General features: G+C 38.2%; 15 protein-coding genes and 1 tRNA gene. 5 read left to right on the forward strand and 11 right to left on the reverse strand.

What is annotated here, in order from left to right:
- Positions 1 to 36 precede the first annotated feature (36 nt).
- The 5 genes from B091_RS0105405 to B091_RS0105425 form a co-directional block, all read right to left on the reverse strand.
- A complete protein-coding gene (locus B091_RS0105405) occupies positions 37 to 2,949 on the reverse strand; it encodes a golvesin C-terminal-like domain-containing protein (RefSeq protein ID WP_026166324.1) in 2,913 nt (970 codons plus the stop codon).
- 56 nt (positions 2,950 to 3,005) lie between these two features.
- The gene (locus B091_RS0105410) at positions 3,006 to 3,752 is read right to left on the reverse strand and encodes a copper homeostasis protein CutC (RefSeq protein WP_018108993.1); all 747 of its coding nucleotides are present in this window, start codon (positions 3,750 to 3,752) and stop codon (positions 3,006 to 3,008) included.
- A 79-nt stretch (positions 3,753 to 3,831) separates the two neighbouring features.
- Complete coding sequence (gene rny, locus B091_RS0105415) at positions 3,832 to 5,397, reverse strand: ribonuclease Y (protein ID WP_018108994.1); 1,566 nt, start codon at positions 5,395 to 5,397, stop codon at positions 3,832 to 3,834.
- Positions 5,398 to 5,508: 111 nt separating this feature from the next.
- Entirely contained in the window at positions 5,509 to 5,856 is a 348-nt protein-coding gene (locus B091_RS0105420) for a cell division protein ZapA (protein WP_018108995.1), read from the reverse strand.
- A 22-nt stretch (positions 5,857 to 5,878) separates the two neighbouring features.
- Entirely contained in the window at positions 5,879 to 6,172 is a 294-nt protein-coding gene (locus B091_RS0105425) for a hypothetical protein (protein WP_018108996.1), read from the reverse strand.
- Between the two features lie 422 nt (positions 6,173 to 6,594).
- On the opposite strand from B091_RS0105425, the gene B091_RS0105430 reads away from it, so the two are divergent.
- The 4 genes from B091_RS0105430 to B091_RS0105445 all read left to right on the forward strand — a co-directional run bounded on the left by B091_RS0105430 (position 6,595) and on the right by B091_RS0105445 (position 10,198).
- Entirely contained in the window at positions 6,595 to 7,161 is a 567-nt protein-coding gene (locus tag B091_RS0105430) for a 5'-methylthioadenosine/S-adenosylhomocysteine nucleosidase family protein (RefSeq protein WP_018108997.1), read from the forward strand.
- A gap of 336 nt (positions 7,162 to 7,497) precedes the next feature.
- Complete coding sequence (locus B091_RS0105435) at positions 7,498 to 8,238, forward strand: (Fe-S)-binding protein (protein WP_025069479.1); 741 nt, start codon at positions 7,498 to 7,500, stop codon at positions 8,236 to 8,238.
- Positions 8,235 to 9,617, forward strand: a complete 1,383-nt coding sequence (locus B091_RS0105440) for a lactate utilization protein B (RefSeq protein ID WP_018108999.1) — start codon at positions 8,235 to 8,237, stop codon at positions 9,615 to 9,617. Before B091_RS0105435 ends, B091_RS0105440 begins: the two co-directional genes overlap by 4 nt.
- On the forward strand, positions 9,614 to 10,198 hold the full coding sequence (locus B091_RS0105445; RefSeq protein ID WP_018109000.1) for a LutC/YkgG family protein: 585 nt from the start codon (positions 9,614 to 9,616) through the stop codon (positions 10,196 to 10,198). The genes B091_RS0105440 and B091_RS0105445 overlap by 4 nt, the downstream gene beginning before the upstream one ends.
- 66 nt (positions 10,199 to 10,264) lie before the next feature.
- Here the strand turns inward: B091_RS0105445 and B091_RS0105450 are convergent.
- The 3 genes from B091_RS0105450 to B091_RS0105460 form a co-directional block, all read right to left on the reverse strand.
- Positions 10,265 to 10,337: transfer RNA gene (locus B091_RS0105450), tRNA-Trp, on the reverse strand.
- Positions 10,338 to 10,397: 60 nt separating this feature from the next.
- The gene (locus tag B091_RS0105455; RefSeq protein ID WP_018109001.1) at positions 10,398 to 10,754 is read right to left on the reverse strand and encodes an arsenate reductase family protein; all 357 of its coding nucleotides are present in this window, start codon (positions 10,752 to 10,754) and stop codon (positions 10,398 to 10,400) included.
- Between the two features lie 11 nt (positions 10,755 to 10,765).
- A complete protein-coding gene (locus B091_RS0105460; protein ID WP_018109002.1) occupies positions 10,766 to 11,359 on the reverse strand; it encodes a uracil-DNA glycosylase family protein in 594 nt (197 codons plus the stop codon).
- 83 nt (positions 11,360 to 11,442) lie between these two features.
- Here B091_RS0105460 and B091_RS0105465 point away from each other — a divergent pair, with 83 nt between their 5' ends.
- The gene (locus B091_RS0105465) at positions 11,443 to 12,138 is read left to right on the forward strand and encodes a nucleoside-specific channel-forming Tsx family protein (RefSeq protein ID WP_018109003.1); all 696 of its coding nucleotides are present in this window, start codon (positions 11,443 to 11,445) and stop codon (positions 12,136 to 12,138) included.
- Positions 12,139 to 12,233: 95 nt separating this feature from the next.
- Here B091_RS0105465 and B091_RS11805 read toward each other — a convergent pair whose 3' ends face one another.
- The 3 genes from B091_RS11805 to B091_RS0105480 form a co-directional block, all read right to left on the reverse strand.
- Positions 12,234 to 12,788, reverse strand: coding sequence for a hypothetical protein (locus B091_RS11805; RefSeq protein ID WP_018109004.1), 555 nt, complete (start codon positions 12,786 to 12,788; stop codon positions 12,234 to 12,236).
- Between the two features lie 248 nt (positions 12,789 to 13,036).
- Positions 13,037 to 13,672, reverse strand: a complete 636-nt coding sequence (locus B091_RS0105475; protein WP_018109005.1) for a hypothetical protein — start codon at positions 13,670 to 13,672, stop codon at positions 13,037 to 13,039.
- Between the two features lie 85 nt (positions 13,673 to 13,757).
- Positions 13,758 to 14,411 carry an AlbA family DNA-binding domain-containing protein gene (locus B091_RS0105480; RefSeq protein WP_018109006.1) on the reverse strand — a complete coding sequence of 218 codons (654 nt, stop codon included), beginning with the start codon at positions 14,409 to 14,411 and terminating at the stop codon, positions 13,758 to 13,760.
- Positions 14,412 to 14,539: the final 128 nt, after the last annotated feature.

Here is a 14,539-nt window from a genome sequence, read left to right on the forward strand (position 1 = left end):
ACAAAGATAGTAGAATAATTCACTTAAGCATATGCTCTACTCTAAATTCAATAAAAAATATAAAGCCGAAGCCATAATGTTAGCTCTGTCTTTTGAGTTTGAAATGGTCTCAAAGGGGAAACCCATAACAAATGTTTTATATGCTCCTTCCGATGCAATTGCAGCAGGGTGGTTTAGCCCATCATACGTCATGATTGGGAAAGCCTGTCCAACAGGAGTTAGCACCTCCGGTTGTGATACTGTAAAAATATGCTCGTTAAGTTGGCGAGGAATGCGTACGGTACGATTGAGCCCTGTGATTTGGTCATAGCTCTTATCTTCGATTGCGTAAGCATAGTCGTAGTTCAGTGTCGATTGTATGAATTCCTTGTCGCCCTCATCTTTATTCATATCTGAACCAATGTGAGAGCCACTTACCATTACTGCTCCACCTCCTTGGGTGTATGCGTTGATTAAGCTTTGCAGTTTGGGTGTAAATGTCTTATAGTATTGGTTGCTATGCGGGTTATAATTTTCTACTTTTTGCAAACCCATGATAAAGTCGACCATCGGATAGTGATTCAAGTTTACCTTTTCGAGTTCTACGGCTTCACGACTTGCCGACGAGAAGCTAATTCCTTTTACGGCTTGCATGGCTTTGCCATGGGCATAGGGATAGTCGAAACTATTCCCCGCATACTTATATCCTTCGAGCTCGTTACTGCTATGTCCCAAACTTTGCGACCCCGATTTGTTTGCTCCAGTGCGACGGAAGTTTTGCTGACTACCCACTAAAGAAATATTGTAGAGATACGAAACTCCAGGATCGGCATAAAGATCAAAGCCAGCTTCAAAATCGGTGTTTATTGTTTTAGGTCCACTGATCCGTTGAAATCCGTTTACAATCAGTACTTCATACTTCTCTTTAGGTGCTTTATAGGCTACCAAAGTTTCGGAGGGGAAGCTTTCACCTCCTCGGTTGACGGCAGTGACCTTGAATGAATAAATAAGTCCTGGTTTAATATCTACTGTATGGTGCGTACTACGTACTAGGGTCCCGTTATCGAAACCAGTGTTTCCTACTTTTGTATAGACCACATACTCTTGAGGAGTTGCCGAGGGTTCTGTAGGGTCGGGCATAGGGCTCCAGTTGAGGCTTACCCTGTTTTTGTCTTTGAGTTGTGCTGAAAAAGCACGTATTGGGAGAGGCTGTACCACATAATCTTTTCGTCGTTGGTCCCCCAGGTAGGCTAAGATTGATTTGTAGATGGATCGACTCACCACAAACTTGAAATTAGGGTCGTGAGCAATCTGCATATCACCAAAGTTCTGATGTGAAAGTAGCTCAATGATAATTGAGGGGATTTCGGGTAGACGGGTTTCACTATAGTTCTTATCCCATAAACTTCGGCGAGTCCAACTGATATCAAAATTGGCTTGTATGTCTTTTTCAAGATTCGTAAGCACAATATCGGCAAAGTCTCTTGAGCTGATGCGCTCACGGTTTGTACCTAAGGCTTTATTATTGTCTACGGTAGTATAGATGCCCAGTGTTCCTACTATCTTATCATTGATTTTATATCCTGCATCGCTGTGGAGTGCTAAGTTAAGTTCTAGAGGTACTCCCAATCCATTTTGGTTAGGGTTAAAGACCGATCCTCCCGAAAGATAGTTTATAGCGTTACTTCGGGTATTGATGTCATCAGTGTAATCGTTACTACCTTGTTTCCCATTATAGACTTCCGAGGGTAGTCCATACCATTGGGCACTATATTTAGCTCCTTCGAGGTATCGAGGAACACCACTAGTTGTGTTACCACGTACTATACTGCCTATACCTCCACCAAAGCGCACAGCATCAGCAGAAACTACGCCACCCTCTTTGCTCTCGTTGGTTAAGATAACCATGCCTAGGGGACTATTACCCTTAGCAAACTCGAAGTGACCTAGATATACCCATGTGCCGCCGCCAATTTTTTGGTTGACTGAGAACTCTGATATTCCACCCTGGTGAAAGACGATGTACTTAGCATCAGATACGCTGTTTGGAGTGCTTTGATAGCTCACATAAACTGCATATTGTCCTTTTTGCGGGATGTTTGGTACCCATTGAGCAAAGGCTTTAGCTTTGGACTTTTGTGTTGTTATTATCCGACTAGTTCCCCTTAAAAATGGATTTTCGTCTAGATGATAATACGATTGGCTTGAGCCAAAACCGGCACCTTGATATCTAGTCCATCGGTGTTTTTTATGGTTTTCCTCATTATAGATTGAGCTGGTTTTAACATCATTGTCCACAATGACTTCATTGACTTGGGTATCTCGTTCACGGGGAGTAAAAACCACAGCACCTGCATTCTCTAGCATTGGAATCAGGTAGGGCACTACAAAGGATTGTGTGAATAAATCCTCGTTGGTGCAGAAAAGGTTAGGTCTTTGCCACCCCCAACGGTCGAGTTTATTGATATAATACTTGCCATGACTTTGCCAAAGTGAGAGGTGTCTTCCCTCTAAGCCTTTGGTAATTTTATAAGGTTTCGACAGTGGGCTAACCCAGGGAGTAGTACCTTTACTGATAGGTTCGTATAGGCGGGTGGGGTCAATGTCTTTGCTGCGGTAGTAGTTGGGGATTAGATCTTCGATACTCTTATTACCAACCATTATGGTTGTTCTATAATTTGCTACTGGCCCAGGTAAAATCTGTTTTATATGTCTGTATATGGCCTGTACATTCTCTTCTCGAAAAGGTTGGTAGCCAAAACGGCTATCGGCAAAAATAAGAAGATTACGGTTGGAGTGATCAACTTCGATGCGTTCGAGTTTGGTCTTACCCAAGTCAACATTAGTACTTTTATATTCGTTGAAGAACTGCTCTAAGCGTTGGCGTACATTTCTGTCAAGGTCTTGTGCTTGTGCTTCTGACGCTCCGCTCAACACGACAAGGAGCAGGGCAATAATCAATCTATTCATCATAAGTCTGCTGTGTTTTATTTACGATTACTAAACGCTTTGGTAGTCTGTTAAGTTTATTCAGAAAGCTTTGCTATGGTCTCTTTCACTCGCTTTTCAGTAGTTATAGCGCGGCTAAACTCATCAATTTTTACGGCTCCTCCCATGGGCACTCTTTCTCTTCGGAATGTCATCAGGCTTGGAACTGTTTCACGGGCTGAAAAGTGAAACTCTCTAATACCTGTTTGGTCAGCTATCTTCTTTATGTTTTGCTCGTTCACTCCGCATCCTGCTAAAATAATGATACGGCCTGCTGCTTGCTCATTGATTGACTTTAGTAGCGGAATGCCAAGCTCAGCATTTGTTTCTTGCCCTGAGGTTAAAACTCGATCACATCCCAAGGATATGATTTGTTCTAGAGCAGTGCTTGGGTCTTTACAGGCATCGAATGCACGATGAAAAGTTACCGATAGATTTTTGGCCGCATCCATAAGTTGCTTCATGGCTGGCATATTTATAGAACCATCTGTATTTAAACAGCCAAAAACCACCCCATCAACCTTAAGCTCTTTACAAAGCTCTATGTCTTTAATCATAGTTTGGATTTCGAGTGGGGAATAGCAAAAGTCACCACCACGAGGTCTTATAATGACTTGTACTTTGATGTTAAGAAGTTTTCGTGTCATTACGATTTCTCCGTAGGATGGTGTGGTACCTCCCTCAGGAATACTTGCGCAGAGTTCGACTCTATTTGCACCCCCAGCTTGGGCGGCTATTGAACTCTCTACAGAGTTGGTGCAGATTTCAAATTTGTATTTCTTCATGCGACTTATATTTAAAAAGAGGACGATAGTAAATCCACCGCCCTCTTTTATATCTGTGATAATAAGTTATCTTAATTCGTTATTTTGCAAAACTAACCGAGCGAGTTTCTCGGATTACCGTAATCTTAACCTGTCCTGGGTAAGTCATTTCGTCTTGAATTTTTTGTGCAATCTCGTGAGATAGCTTTTCTGTATCCATATCGTTAATCTTGTCAGCGCCAACGATAACACGTAACTCTCTACCCGCTTGGATAGCATAAGTTTTGGTTACACCAGGGTATGAAGAAGCAAGTTGTTCAAGGTCGTTCAGACGTTTGATATAAGCTTCAACAATTTCTCTACGTGCACCTGGTCTTGAGCCCGAAATAGCATCACATACCTGTACGATAGGAGCTATAAGGCTGGTCATCTCGATCTCGTCGTGGTGAGAACCGATAGCATTGCAGATGTCTGCTTTTTCTTTAAACTTCTCAGCAAGTTTCATACCAAGTAGTGCGTGAGGCAATTCTGGCTCCTCATCAGGCACTTTACCTATATCGTGTAATAGACCAGCTCTTTTGGCTTTCTTAGGGTTTAGTCCTAGTTCCGATGCCATTACAGCACAAAGGTTGGCCGTTTCACGTGAGTGTTGCAACAGGTTTTGCCCATAAGATGAACGGTATTTCATCTTACCAACCAAACGAATGAGTTCGGGGTGAAGACCATGAATACCCAAATCAATAGTTGTTCGTTTACCTGTTTCAATAATTTCTTCTTCGATTTGTTTTTTTACCTTAGCCACTACCTCTTCAATACGAGCAGGGTGGATACGGCCATCGGTCACTAATTGGTGAAGTGCAAGACGAGCAATTTCTCTTCTGACAGGGTCAAAAGCCGAAAGTACAATTGCTTCAGGGGTATCATCAACAACGATTTCAACTCCAGTGGCAGCCTCTAGTGCACGAATATTACGTCCTTCACGGCCGATAATTCGTCCTTTAATCTCATCCGACTCAATGTGGAATACGGTTACTGAGTTCTCAATAGCTGTTTCGGTAGCCACACGTTGAATAGATTGTACTACGATTTTCTTTGCTTCACGATTGGCTGTCATTTTAGCTTCGTCCATAATATCATTGATATAGGATTGAGCTTCTGTTTTAGCCTCTTCTTTAAGTGATTCGATGAGTTGACTTTTAGCATCGTCAGCTGATAGACCAGAAAGGTTTTCTAAGATTTCTATCTTTTGATTTTTGATCTTGTCAAGCTCTTCTTGTTTCTTCTCAATTATAGCGAGTTGATTATCTAAATTTTGGCGAATAGCATCTACTTCACCTTGTTTTTTACGAGCTTCATCAAATTCTTGTTTGATTGAAAGTTCTCTTTGCTTTAATTTAGTTTCTACGCGCTGAATCTTTTGGTTGCGAATTGCTACCTCTTTTTCTAAATCCGCCTTCTTATTTAAGAATTTTTCCTTTACCTCAAGGAGTTTATTCTTTTTTATTACTTCGGCCTCTATTTCAGCTTCCTTTAGCGTATTTGCTGCTTTACCTGCTGCTTTCTCTAAAGTCGAATCAATCTTCTTTTTGAGTGCAGTTTTATTTAGGAGAAAGACTAGTCCAGCTCCTAGGATAAAGCAAATTATTCCTACCACTATTTGTGTCATTGTACTTATATTATTTATAAAAAATAACGCACTGTTTATCTTGAAGTATAGCCAACCAAGATAATGCAGTGCGTGAATATTAACGTCTCAAATATATTTATAATCAGAAGATTACTCTTCTTCTTTCTTTCTCTTACTTACAAAGGCAATATCATCTGTATAATCAGATAATAGCTGTTGCTCAAGTAATTTATCCCACTCTTCTATTTTGTTGATAAATTGTTGAGAATTAGCTTTTTTCTCAGCTCGTATTCCTGATAAAGCAAATTGATACGCAACCATTGCTAGTAATCTATCTTCGCCGAGTTGTGGAGAATCAAAATACTTTTTAGCTTTGATAATGTACTCATTTACCTTTTTCGCAGCGGCTCTTACATCTCCTTCGTCTTCTCGGTTAACCGTTAGAGAGGAGTGATGACCGTTTAAATATATATTAATTTTAATCTTATTATCGTCCATACATAGCTTCCTTAAACAAGCACTATATATTTAGCAAAGCAATGCATTTGTCGACTTCACGCACCAACTTTGACAACCGTTCTTTGGTCTCTTTGATATCCTTTCGATTGGGATTGATTGTCAAGGCTGTTTTCAAATGGGTATAATCACCTTCTAAGCATCTGTGCTTATTCTCTAATTCCAAATATTTACGCTTCTCTTGAGCAAGTAATTTTTGTAAATTGATATTCTCCTCCTTTACTTTATCGTAAAGAAAAAGTAAGTGACGTAGCTTTGCTTCAAAAGAGCTTATTAAATCTTTATTACTGTTTGCCATCACTACACCTCATTTATACACAAAAATACTATTTCTTAAGAAATATCAAAAGCTTTTTGTTCTTAATTTCATGTGTAATAGTACCAAACATAGCATATTTTCACTAGATGATATATAAATACTTGTGTTTATTTTTTTTTAATGCAAAATAAATTCAATTTGAAACTTTTCCTACTTTATGTTTTACCTAGGTCAGTGATGTTCTTATATTCAATGGTGTTTTTTTTATCTAGTCTATTCTCAAATTGTTTGCCGAATTAGTTGTCCTAATAAATTACTAATTATAGAGTCCGAAGGTTTTAGATGATTTATTAATTTAACTTTCTACTTTCCCGGGAGGGTCTTAATTTAGGTTTTATATTATCTTAGCCCTAAGTTAGGGTAGTCAGTTTTGACTACCTAGTTAGTAAACACTTTTAGTTATGCAAGAAAAGAAAATACTCGTAACCTATGCTGTAGCCCAAGAGATGGTTAACTTTGAATGGCCCGATGCCGAATTCTATTACTTAAGAACAGGTATTGGAAAGATGAAATCAACCTACTATTTAACCTCTGCTATTCTCAACTTTAAGCCAGATTTAGTTATTAATATAGGTACCGCAGGCTCGGTAGAGCATAAAGTGGGGGATGTGTTTTACTGTACTCAGTTTGTTGATCGCGATTTGTATAAAGCCAGAGATCTGGGTTTGAGTTATCGTGTAGATATGAGTCTGCCTTTGATGGAAAAAGGTATAGCGCTAAACTGGCCAGGTGAAGGTCTTTGCAATACAGGCGATAGTTTTGTAACCGATGTTGAAAGTCTTGAAGGAGATGTAGTCGATATGGAGGCTTTTGCCCAGGCTTGGGTTTGTGAAAAGCACAGTGTCCCTTTTGTATCTATTAAATGCGTAACGGATATTATAGGTCAAAACTCTGTAAAACACTGGGAAGATAAGCTAACTGAAGCTAAAGAACATCTTGCCAACTATATAAAATCTATTAAGCTTTAATCAAGGCTTCTAATTACTGCCCCTATTTGAATATTCAAATAGGGGCTTTTTGTCCTATTCTACTCAGTAAAACGAACTAGTGGTTTATGTGATGTCTATTACTCGCAGCACAACTGCTACCTACTCGTTTTAATGTTAGTGCTTAAGCGTGAATCCTTGATTCAGTATGATCTCTTTGAATAATACATGCGAAAATGAAATAATTTGATTATCATAGGTTTTATGTTTTATAACAAGTTTTTTTATTAAGATTTCTTCATAAACTATGTTACATTTGTTGAGATACCCTTGAATATCTTGGGCTTAAATAATTCTTACAACAACAAAAATACACTTATGAAAATTGGATTGTTTATTCCATGTTATGTGAATGCTATATATCCTAACGTCGGAGTAGCATCATATAAGTTACTAACAAGTCTTGGACTTGATGTTGATTATCCTTTAGATCAGACTTGCTGTGGACAACCTATGGCCAATGCAGGTTTTGAAGGTGAGGCGCTCAAAGTGGCTGAGCGTTTTGATCAACAGTTTGCTAAGTATGACTACGTAGTGGGGCCCTCGGCTAGTTGCGTCTCTTTTGTGAAAGAGAATCACCCTCATATCCTTGAAAAAGAAGGACATGAGTGCCATAGTGCAAAAAAGATATATGACATCTGTGACTTTATTCACGATGTGGTAAAACCTAAATCCCTGCCCGCAAAATTTCCTCACAAAGTAAGTATTCACAACAGTTGCCATGGAGTACGTGAATTGGGTTTATCGACAGCCAGTGAGCTGAATATGCCCTACAAAAATAAATTAAGAGATTTACTCGAACTTGTCGGTGATATCGAAATTGTCGAGCCTAAGCATATTGACGAATGTTGTGGTTTTGGTGGGATGTTTGCTATCGAAGAAGAAGCTGTATCGACCCAAATGGGAATTGATAAAGTTAAAGACCATATGAGCACAGGTGCAACCTATATTACAGGACCCGATAGCTCTTGCCTTATGCACATGCAGGGGGTAATCAAGCGTGATAAGTTCCCGATTCAAATCATTCACATTGTTGAAATTTTAGCATCAGGATTATGAGTACAAAACATTCAAAAGCTGCCGAAAAATTCCTAAAGAACAAAGCACAAGCTCAATGGCATAACGAGACCTTGTGGATGGTTCGAGAAAAGAGAGATAAAATAAGCAAGGAAGTCCCAGAGTGGGAGCAGTTACGACATAAATCTCAAGACATTAAAAGATATACCAATAGCCATTTGGCTGAACTTCTGGTTCAGTTCGAAGAAAATGCTACCAAAAATGGTGCAATTGTGCATTGGGCCAAAGACGACGAAGAGTATCGCGAAATCGTCTATAAAATTTTGAAGAACCACAAGGTAGAACGATTTATTAAGAGTAAATCAATGTTATCCGAAGAGTGTGGTTTAAACCCTTTCCTCATAGAAAAAGGCATTGACGTGGTTGAATCCGATTTAGGTGAACGCATCTTGCAGTTTATGGATTTGCCACCAAGTCATATTGTCCTTCCTGCTATCCATATTAAAAGAGAGCAAGTTGGTGAGGTATTCGAAGAAAAGCTCGGTACCGAAAAAGGAAACTCCGATCCTACTTACCTAACACATGCAGCTCGTAAAAGCCTTCGTGATAATTTCCTTCATGCACAAGCTGCTATGACGGGGTGTAATTTTGCTGTAGCTTCAACGGGAGATGTTGTAGTTTGTACAAACGAGGGTAATGCAGATATGGGGACTTCGTGTCCTACATTGAACATTGCAGCCTTAGGACTCGAAAAGATTGTTCCCAATCTTGAATCACTCGGTGTGTTTACACGTCTTTTAGCACGCTCAGCCACAGGTCAACCAATCACTACTTATACTTCACACTATAGAAATCCTCGCCAAGGTGGTGAATACCATATCATTATTGTTGATAACGGGCGTTCTGAGCTTTTGGCAGATGCTGATCACGTTGATTTACTCAACTGTTTGCGTTGTGGTGCTTGTATGAATACTTGCCCAGTCTATCGACGTAGTGGTGGATATTCTTATACCTACTTTATTCCTGGCCCTATCGGGGTAAACCTGTCAATGGCTAAGGATCCTCGCAAATATTCGGATAACGTTTCGGCTTGTTCACTTTGCTTGTCGTGTTCGCAAGTTTGTCCCTCACGAATTGATTTGGGAGAACAAATTTATAAGTGGCGACAAAAGCTCGACTCGGTGGGTAAGGCCTCGAAAGAGAAAAAAGTTATTTCGGGTGGACTAAAATTTGTTATTGAACGACCCAAGCTCTTTAACTTCGCCCTAAAATGTGCGCCGATAGTCAACGTAACTCCTCGTTTTATGAAATATAATGGATTAAACGATTGGGGTAAGGGTAGAGAGTTACCTGAGTTTGCAAAAGAGAGCTTCAATACGATGTGGAAGAAAAATAAAATTCAAGGGGAGGTTAAACGATGAGCAGTAGAGAATCAATTTTAGAAAGTATCAAAAAGCATACGAAGGCTAAGCATGAGATGCCTAGTTTGGAGATTATTAATCCCCTTACTTATGCTGATAATATTCAGGCCTTTTGCGATATGGAAAAAATAGTAGGAGGTACAGCGCATGTCCTAAAACAGGGTGAAGATATTGATCAGGTTATCAAAACTTATTTTCCCGATGCTAAGCGCATTGGTTCGGTATTGCCTTTTATAAAATGTGCAACCTATAACCCCAATGAGGTTGAGAAAGTTCAAGACTTAAACGGAACCGATGTAGCTGTAGTGCAAGGAAAGATTGGCGTGGCCGAGAATGCTGCAGTTTGGGTGTCGCAAGAGCTTGAAACTTATAAAGCGATCTATTTTATAGCCGAAGCTTTAGTAGTTTTAGTTGATAGAAATGAGATAAAGACTAATATGCACGAAGCTTATGCTTGGCTCGAAAAACACGATTATAAGTTTGGCGCGTTTATTTCTGGACCATCGAAGACAGCCGATATTGAGCAAGCCTTAGTATTTGGTGCGCATGGTGCTCGACAAGTATTGGTTATTCTTACTTGATTGTAATAGTTTTAGCATATAGATATAAAATAAGCCTGTCAGAAGAATCTGACAGGCTTATTTTTGCACGGGCGGAGAGGCTCGAACTCCCGACACCTAGTTTTGGAGACTAGTGCTCTACCAACTGAACTACACCCGTATTGCGTGTGCAAAGATAGTAGATTATTTCAATCCTCCAAACAGTTTTGTAAAATATCAATCAAATAAGTGCTTTGCTCCAATCAGCCTCTTTAAAACCCACCAAGACCGTATTATCTGTTATTAGGAGTGGTCTTTTAATAAGCATTCCGTTGCTTGAGAGAAGTTCTAACTGCTCTTTTTCACTCATGCTTGCTAGTTTGTCTTTGAGTCCTAGCTCTTTATAAACAAGGCCACTTGTGTTAAAAAACTTCTTTAACGCAAGTCCACTCTTTTGATAAAAGTTCGTCAACTCTTCGAGAGTTGGTGTGCTCTCAACAATATGTCGGTCTTCGAAAGCTATCTTATGTTCCGCAAGCCAGTTTTTTGCTTTACGACACGTGCTACAACTTGGATATTGAATAAATAAAACGTGCATAATCTTCTGTTTTAAGGGTTAATATTAAAATACGATTTGAACACAGTTCGGTAGGCATCTGCTTTCTTCTCTACCTTGATGGGGTAGGCTCTCGAAGATGAGGGCATCCGGTAGAGTCTAATTTCTCTGTTCTTATAGTTGAAAGTGATATATGTTCCAACTTTTGGAGTTTGGTTAAATCCAAACTCTAATTGTAAGACTGATGTAGCCTTCTCACCCGTAGTGATAATTGCTAGGCACTGTGGTATTTGATCGAGCAGATGCTTTAAATCGGTTGGTTCTACTACTTCTAGAAACTTATCCGAGGCATTATCTTTAAGTCGTCTTACGACTGTGGCCGTATCAAATATAGCTATCCCTGTTTGTTTTAAAAAACTTTCAATCTCGGCCTGGTGGAATGTCTTGTTCTTTTGATCAACGAAATGAAGCTTGTCATTAAAAAAGATAAGTCCAATAATTCTCCACATGTCATTCGTGAAGTTGGGGTAAAAAAACGGCATTGACCAACGCTTTAGGGGTGGAGGAAAGCTTCCTAGCATCAATACTCTACTATTGTTGGGAAGAAAAGGTTTTAGGGGATGTCTTTCAGTAGCTATGTCTGTCATCAAAATATATTTTTGTTTTAATATATGTTATTTATATGATACAAATGATTAAATTTGCGCCTTAAATAAAAACACATCATAGCATGAAACGATTATTACTGTCAATTTGTTTATTAATTTCTGTAGGAACTTTGATTGCACAAAACATTCAAGTGCATTATGATTTTGGTAAAGAACTCTACAAGGAATTAGATCAGCGTCCAGTCGTGACCACTACTATTGAGCACTTCAAACCCGACTCTTGGGGTAGTACCTTCTTTTTTGTCGATATGGATATTAATAGTGAAGGCATAGCACTTGCTTATGCTGAGATTGCTCGTCAAATCAGCTTCTCTTCAAAGTGTCCTGTAAACTTCCACATAGAGTATAATGGTGGGCTATTTAAAGGTGGCTCGCTTAATAATGCCTATTTAACAGGTTTGACATATAATCTCAATTCATCAGACTTCTCAAAAGGAATTTCTTTTAGTGTACTCTATAAGTATCTTCAAAAACACAAATCTCCTCAAAGTTTTCAGTTGACTGCAACTTGGTTTTACAACATTAATAAGAATATGTTTACTTTTAATGGTTTCGCCGACCTTTGGAGAGAAGAAAATGCTTACGGTAAATTGATTTTCATTGCAGAGCCTCAATTTTGGTTTAACCTAAACAGCTTGAAGCGTGTGAATGATAAATTCAACTTAAGTGTGGGTACAGAGGTTGAGTTAACTCGCGATTTTGGTGGTAGAGATGGTTTCTATTGCATTCCAACACTTGCACTAAAATGGACTCTATAAGCTTTATATAAGGTAGCAATATTAAAAATATGAGGCTGACTTTCCAATCGAAAGTCAGCCTTATATTTTTTATTCTAAAGTTGTCACTTTAAGTTTTAGTCAATTTGTCTAATAAGCATACCTGGATATATATGTTTACTTGACCCTTTAAAGTGTGTAGCATTAATCTCTTGGGTTTCTCCTAAATCGTTCTCTTGGTTTTCTGCTTGTTCTACATCAGCTGCAAATCTATTATCCCAAATTTTATTTTTGTCGACCTTGATTACAGCAACACGTTTATACGTTGTTATATTTGTTTCAGGATCTTGGATTTTTTCTAATACCTCATATTTGTCACCACCTTCTAAATCTTCTTTTAACCCAATTTGAGCAGTTATTTCTGGTTCTGTAGTGAGCAGTGGTGTTATAGTACGAAATGGCTCATACTTTCTTTGTAGTTTAGCTATAGCATTGTCGATAGCACGTACTGTTGCTCTCTCTACTAGTTCTTCATCAGTCTTTTTAAAGAAGGCAGACGATTGAATATCAGCCCAAGCAGTCTCTTCTCCTAAATATTTCAATGTAAAAATATCTGTATTAGAGAACTCATCTAAATTATCTGTGTTGTAATATTCAGTATAGAATTGATTAGCAACATCCAAGCCGATCATTTTAACTTACACACTTTATGAGAGGGTGTCTACTTTGTTTTCCCTAATTAGGATTGTTTTGTCAGATTGTATTTCAATAGTGTTACATAGGGTGTTTATAGTGATAGTCTTTCATTGGTATTGAATTCTATTTGTTGAGTGTTACTAAAATGGATTAGATTAGCTGATATAAAAAATATGCGGCTGACTCTCCAATTGAAAGTTAGCCGCATATTTTTTATTCTAAAGTTTACTATTAGGATAAAGAACTAAGCATTCTTTTTTCCTGTATCTTTTTTTCTTCTCTTATTGTCACTCTTGGCAAGTAATAGTACGTTAAATACTAGTTCTGTCATCCACTTTTCACTGTAGTCCAATCGTTCTTTATAGCTCTTAACATTCATAGCCGTTTTATGGATATCGTCTTTTTTCCAGATGGGTTTAGTACAGATATCGTGAACTGTTTTTTGAGTCATGCTGTAGATGGTTTTCTTGAACATACTTGGAACTCTAATCTTCCACTGCATAAGGTTACCCACAAGCATCATCAAATCTTGTGTAAAACCCTGGAACAAAAAGCTATACGATTGAACGTCTTGAGGCTTTCTACAGTTTTTCTTGATTGAGCTATCAATCTCCTTGAAGAAATCATTGCTAATATTATAGTCTTCCATTAGCATCTTTTTAGCAGCCGACTTCTCTGAAACACCTAGACGTCCTTTTTGTGTAGGTATCTTGAATAGACGTTTGAAGTTTGCTACCTCAGGGAGTGCATTGATGTTGGTTATACCATTGTTGATAGCCATAACCGACTGAAAATAGACTTGTACTAAAGACATAAAGTCTTCAGCGCTTCCCTTATTTTCTTGAGAACCTTTATTGAATAATCTTGATAAAAAGCCCATTCTATATTATATTTTTAATTATTTCTGATTGAAGAATACAAATTTAATGATTTTATCCCTCTAACCACTTAAACCGAGTTATATTTTATTGCTCCGTTTTGAGGAGATAAACAAATTTATTGTTTTGAGGCTCTGCATGTACTACGTCGAAGAGTGTAAACTTAGTTAAGAGTTCGATAACTTTTGTTCTGCTAATCTGTGTGGCTTTTGCGAGTTTGTTGATGGTAATTCCTAGGTTTTCTTCTAGTGTATCTAAGAGATATTCTTCTTCTTGTGTATAACTAATAAACTCACCTTTTGGTTTAGATCGGTTTTTTAGGACTTCGAGCTGGACTTTATCGGCTAAAATATTTTGATCATTGTACCGTAGGTAAGCCCAAATTCTTCCTTGTTCATCTTTTGCATAAATAGGAGGATTATTCTCTTTTGGTATATTAATGCAAAGAACGTGTTTACCATCTTCCATTTCGAAGAGTTCTGATTCGTATTTTACGGGTGGTGTGCAAAAAATATCAGCAGCCGATTCTATCATATATAACTCTTCCTCAGACTCAACTCCAGCAATTCTACCATTATCTTTAACTCCAATAAGTAATCGACCTCCTTGAGTGTTCGCAAAGGCAGAAAGTGTTTTTGCTATTTTCTTGGCATTGGAGATTTCGAACTTGAAATCCTGCTGTTGGTGCTCTCCTTGGGCTATCCATTGGTATAGAAGTTTAGTGTTTTCAGAAATTTTCATGATAAAACGATGCTATTTCCCTCATTGAATGCTATATTCGGCTAATATTTAATCAAATTATGAGAAAATATACTTTTTTCCGAGGAAATTTCGAGAAAGAATGTATTTTTGTTTGTGTTATTAACGAT

Source organism: Bacteroides propionicifaciens DSM 19291 = JCM 14649 (assembly GCF_000375405.1).
GTDB classification, from domain to species: domain Bacteria; phylum Bacteroidota; class Bacteroidia; order Bacteroidales; family Bacteroidaceae; genus Bacteroides_E; species Bacteroides_E propionicifaciens.

What these genes read in the sequence shown, in the direction of transcription:
- B091_RS0105405 (WP_026166324.1), bottom strand. Translation starts at nt 2,949, where the DNA reads ATGAATAGATTGATTATTGCCCTGCTCCTTGTCGTGTTGAGCGGAGCG.
- B091_RS0105410 (WP_018108993.1), bottom strand. Translation starts at nt 3,752, where the DNA reads ATGAAGAAATACAAATTTGAAATCTGCACCAACTCTGTAGAGAGTTCA.
- rny (WP_018108994.1), bottom strand. Translation starts at nt 5,397, where the DNA reads ATGACACAAATAGTGGTAGGAATAATTTGCTTTATCCTAGGAGCTGGA.
- B091_RS0105420 (WP_018108995.1), bottom strand. Translation starts at nt 5,856, where the DNA reads ATGGACGATAATAAGATTAAAATTAATATATATTTAAACGGTCATCAC.
- B091_RS0105425 (WP_018108996.1), bottom strand. Translation starts at nt 6,172, where the DNA reads ATGGCAAACAGTAATAAAGATTTAATAAGCTCTTTTGAAGCAAAGCTA.
- B091_RS0105430 (WP_018108997.1), top strand. Translation starts at nt 6,595, where the DNA reads ATGCAAGAAAAGAAAATACTCGTAACCTATGCTGTAGCCCAAGAGATG.
- B091_RS0105435 (WP_025069479.1), top strand. Translation starts at nt 7,498, where the DNA reads ATGAAAATTGGATTGTTTATTCCATGTTATGTGAATGCTATATATCCT.
- B091_RS0105440 (WP_018108999.1), top strand. Translation starts at nt 8,235, where the DNA reads ATGAGTACAAAACATTCAAAAGCTGCCGAAAAATTCCTAAAGAACAAA.
- B091_RS0105445 (WP_018109000.1), top strand. Translation starts at nt 9,614, where the DNA reads ATGAGCAGTAGAGAATCAATTTTAGAAAGTATCAAAAAGCATACGAAG.
- B091_RS0105455 (WP_018109001.1), bottom strand. Translation starts at nt 10,754, where the DNA reads ATGCACGTTTTATTTATTCAATATCCAAGTTGTAGCACGTGTCGTAAA.
- B091_RS0105460 (WP_018109002.1), bottom strand. Translation starts at nt 11,359, where the DNA reads ATGACAGACATAGCTACTGAAAGACATCCCCTAAAACCTTTTCTTCCC.
- B091_RS0105465 (WP_018109003.1), top strand. Translation starts at nt 11,443, where the DNA reads ATGAAACGATTATTACTGTCAATTTGTTTATTAATTTCTGTAGGAACT.
- B091_RS11805 (WP_018109004.1), bottom strand. Translation starts at nt 12,788, where the DNA reads ATGATCGGCTTGGATGTTGCTAATCAATTCTATACTGAATATTACAAC.
- B091_RS0105475 (WP_018109005.1), bottom strand. Translation starts at nt 13,672, where the DNA reads ATGGGCTTTTTATCAAGATTATTCAATAAAGGTTCTCAAGAAAATAAG.
- B091_RS0105480 (WP_018109006.1), bottom strand. Translation starts at nt 14,411, where the DNA reads ATGAAAATTTCTGAAAACACTAAACTTCTATACCAATGGATAGCCCAA.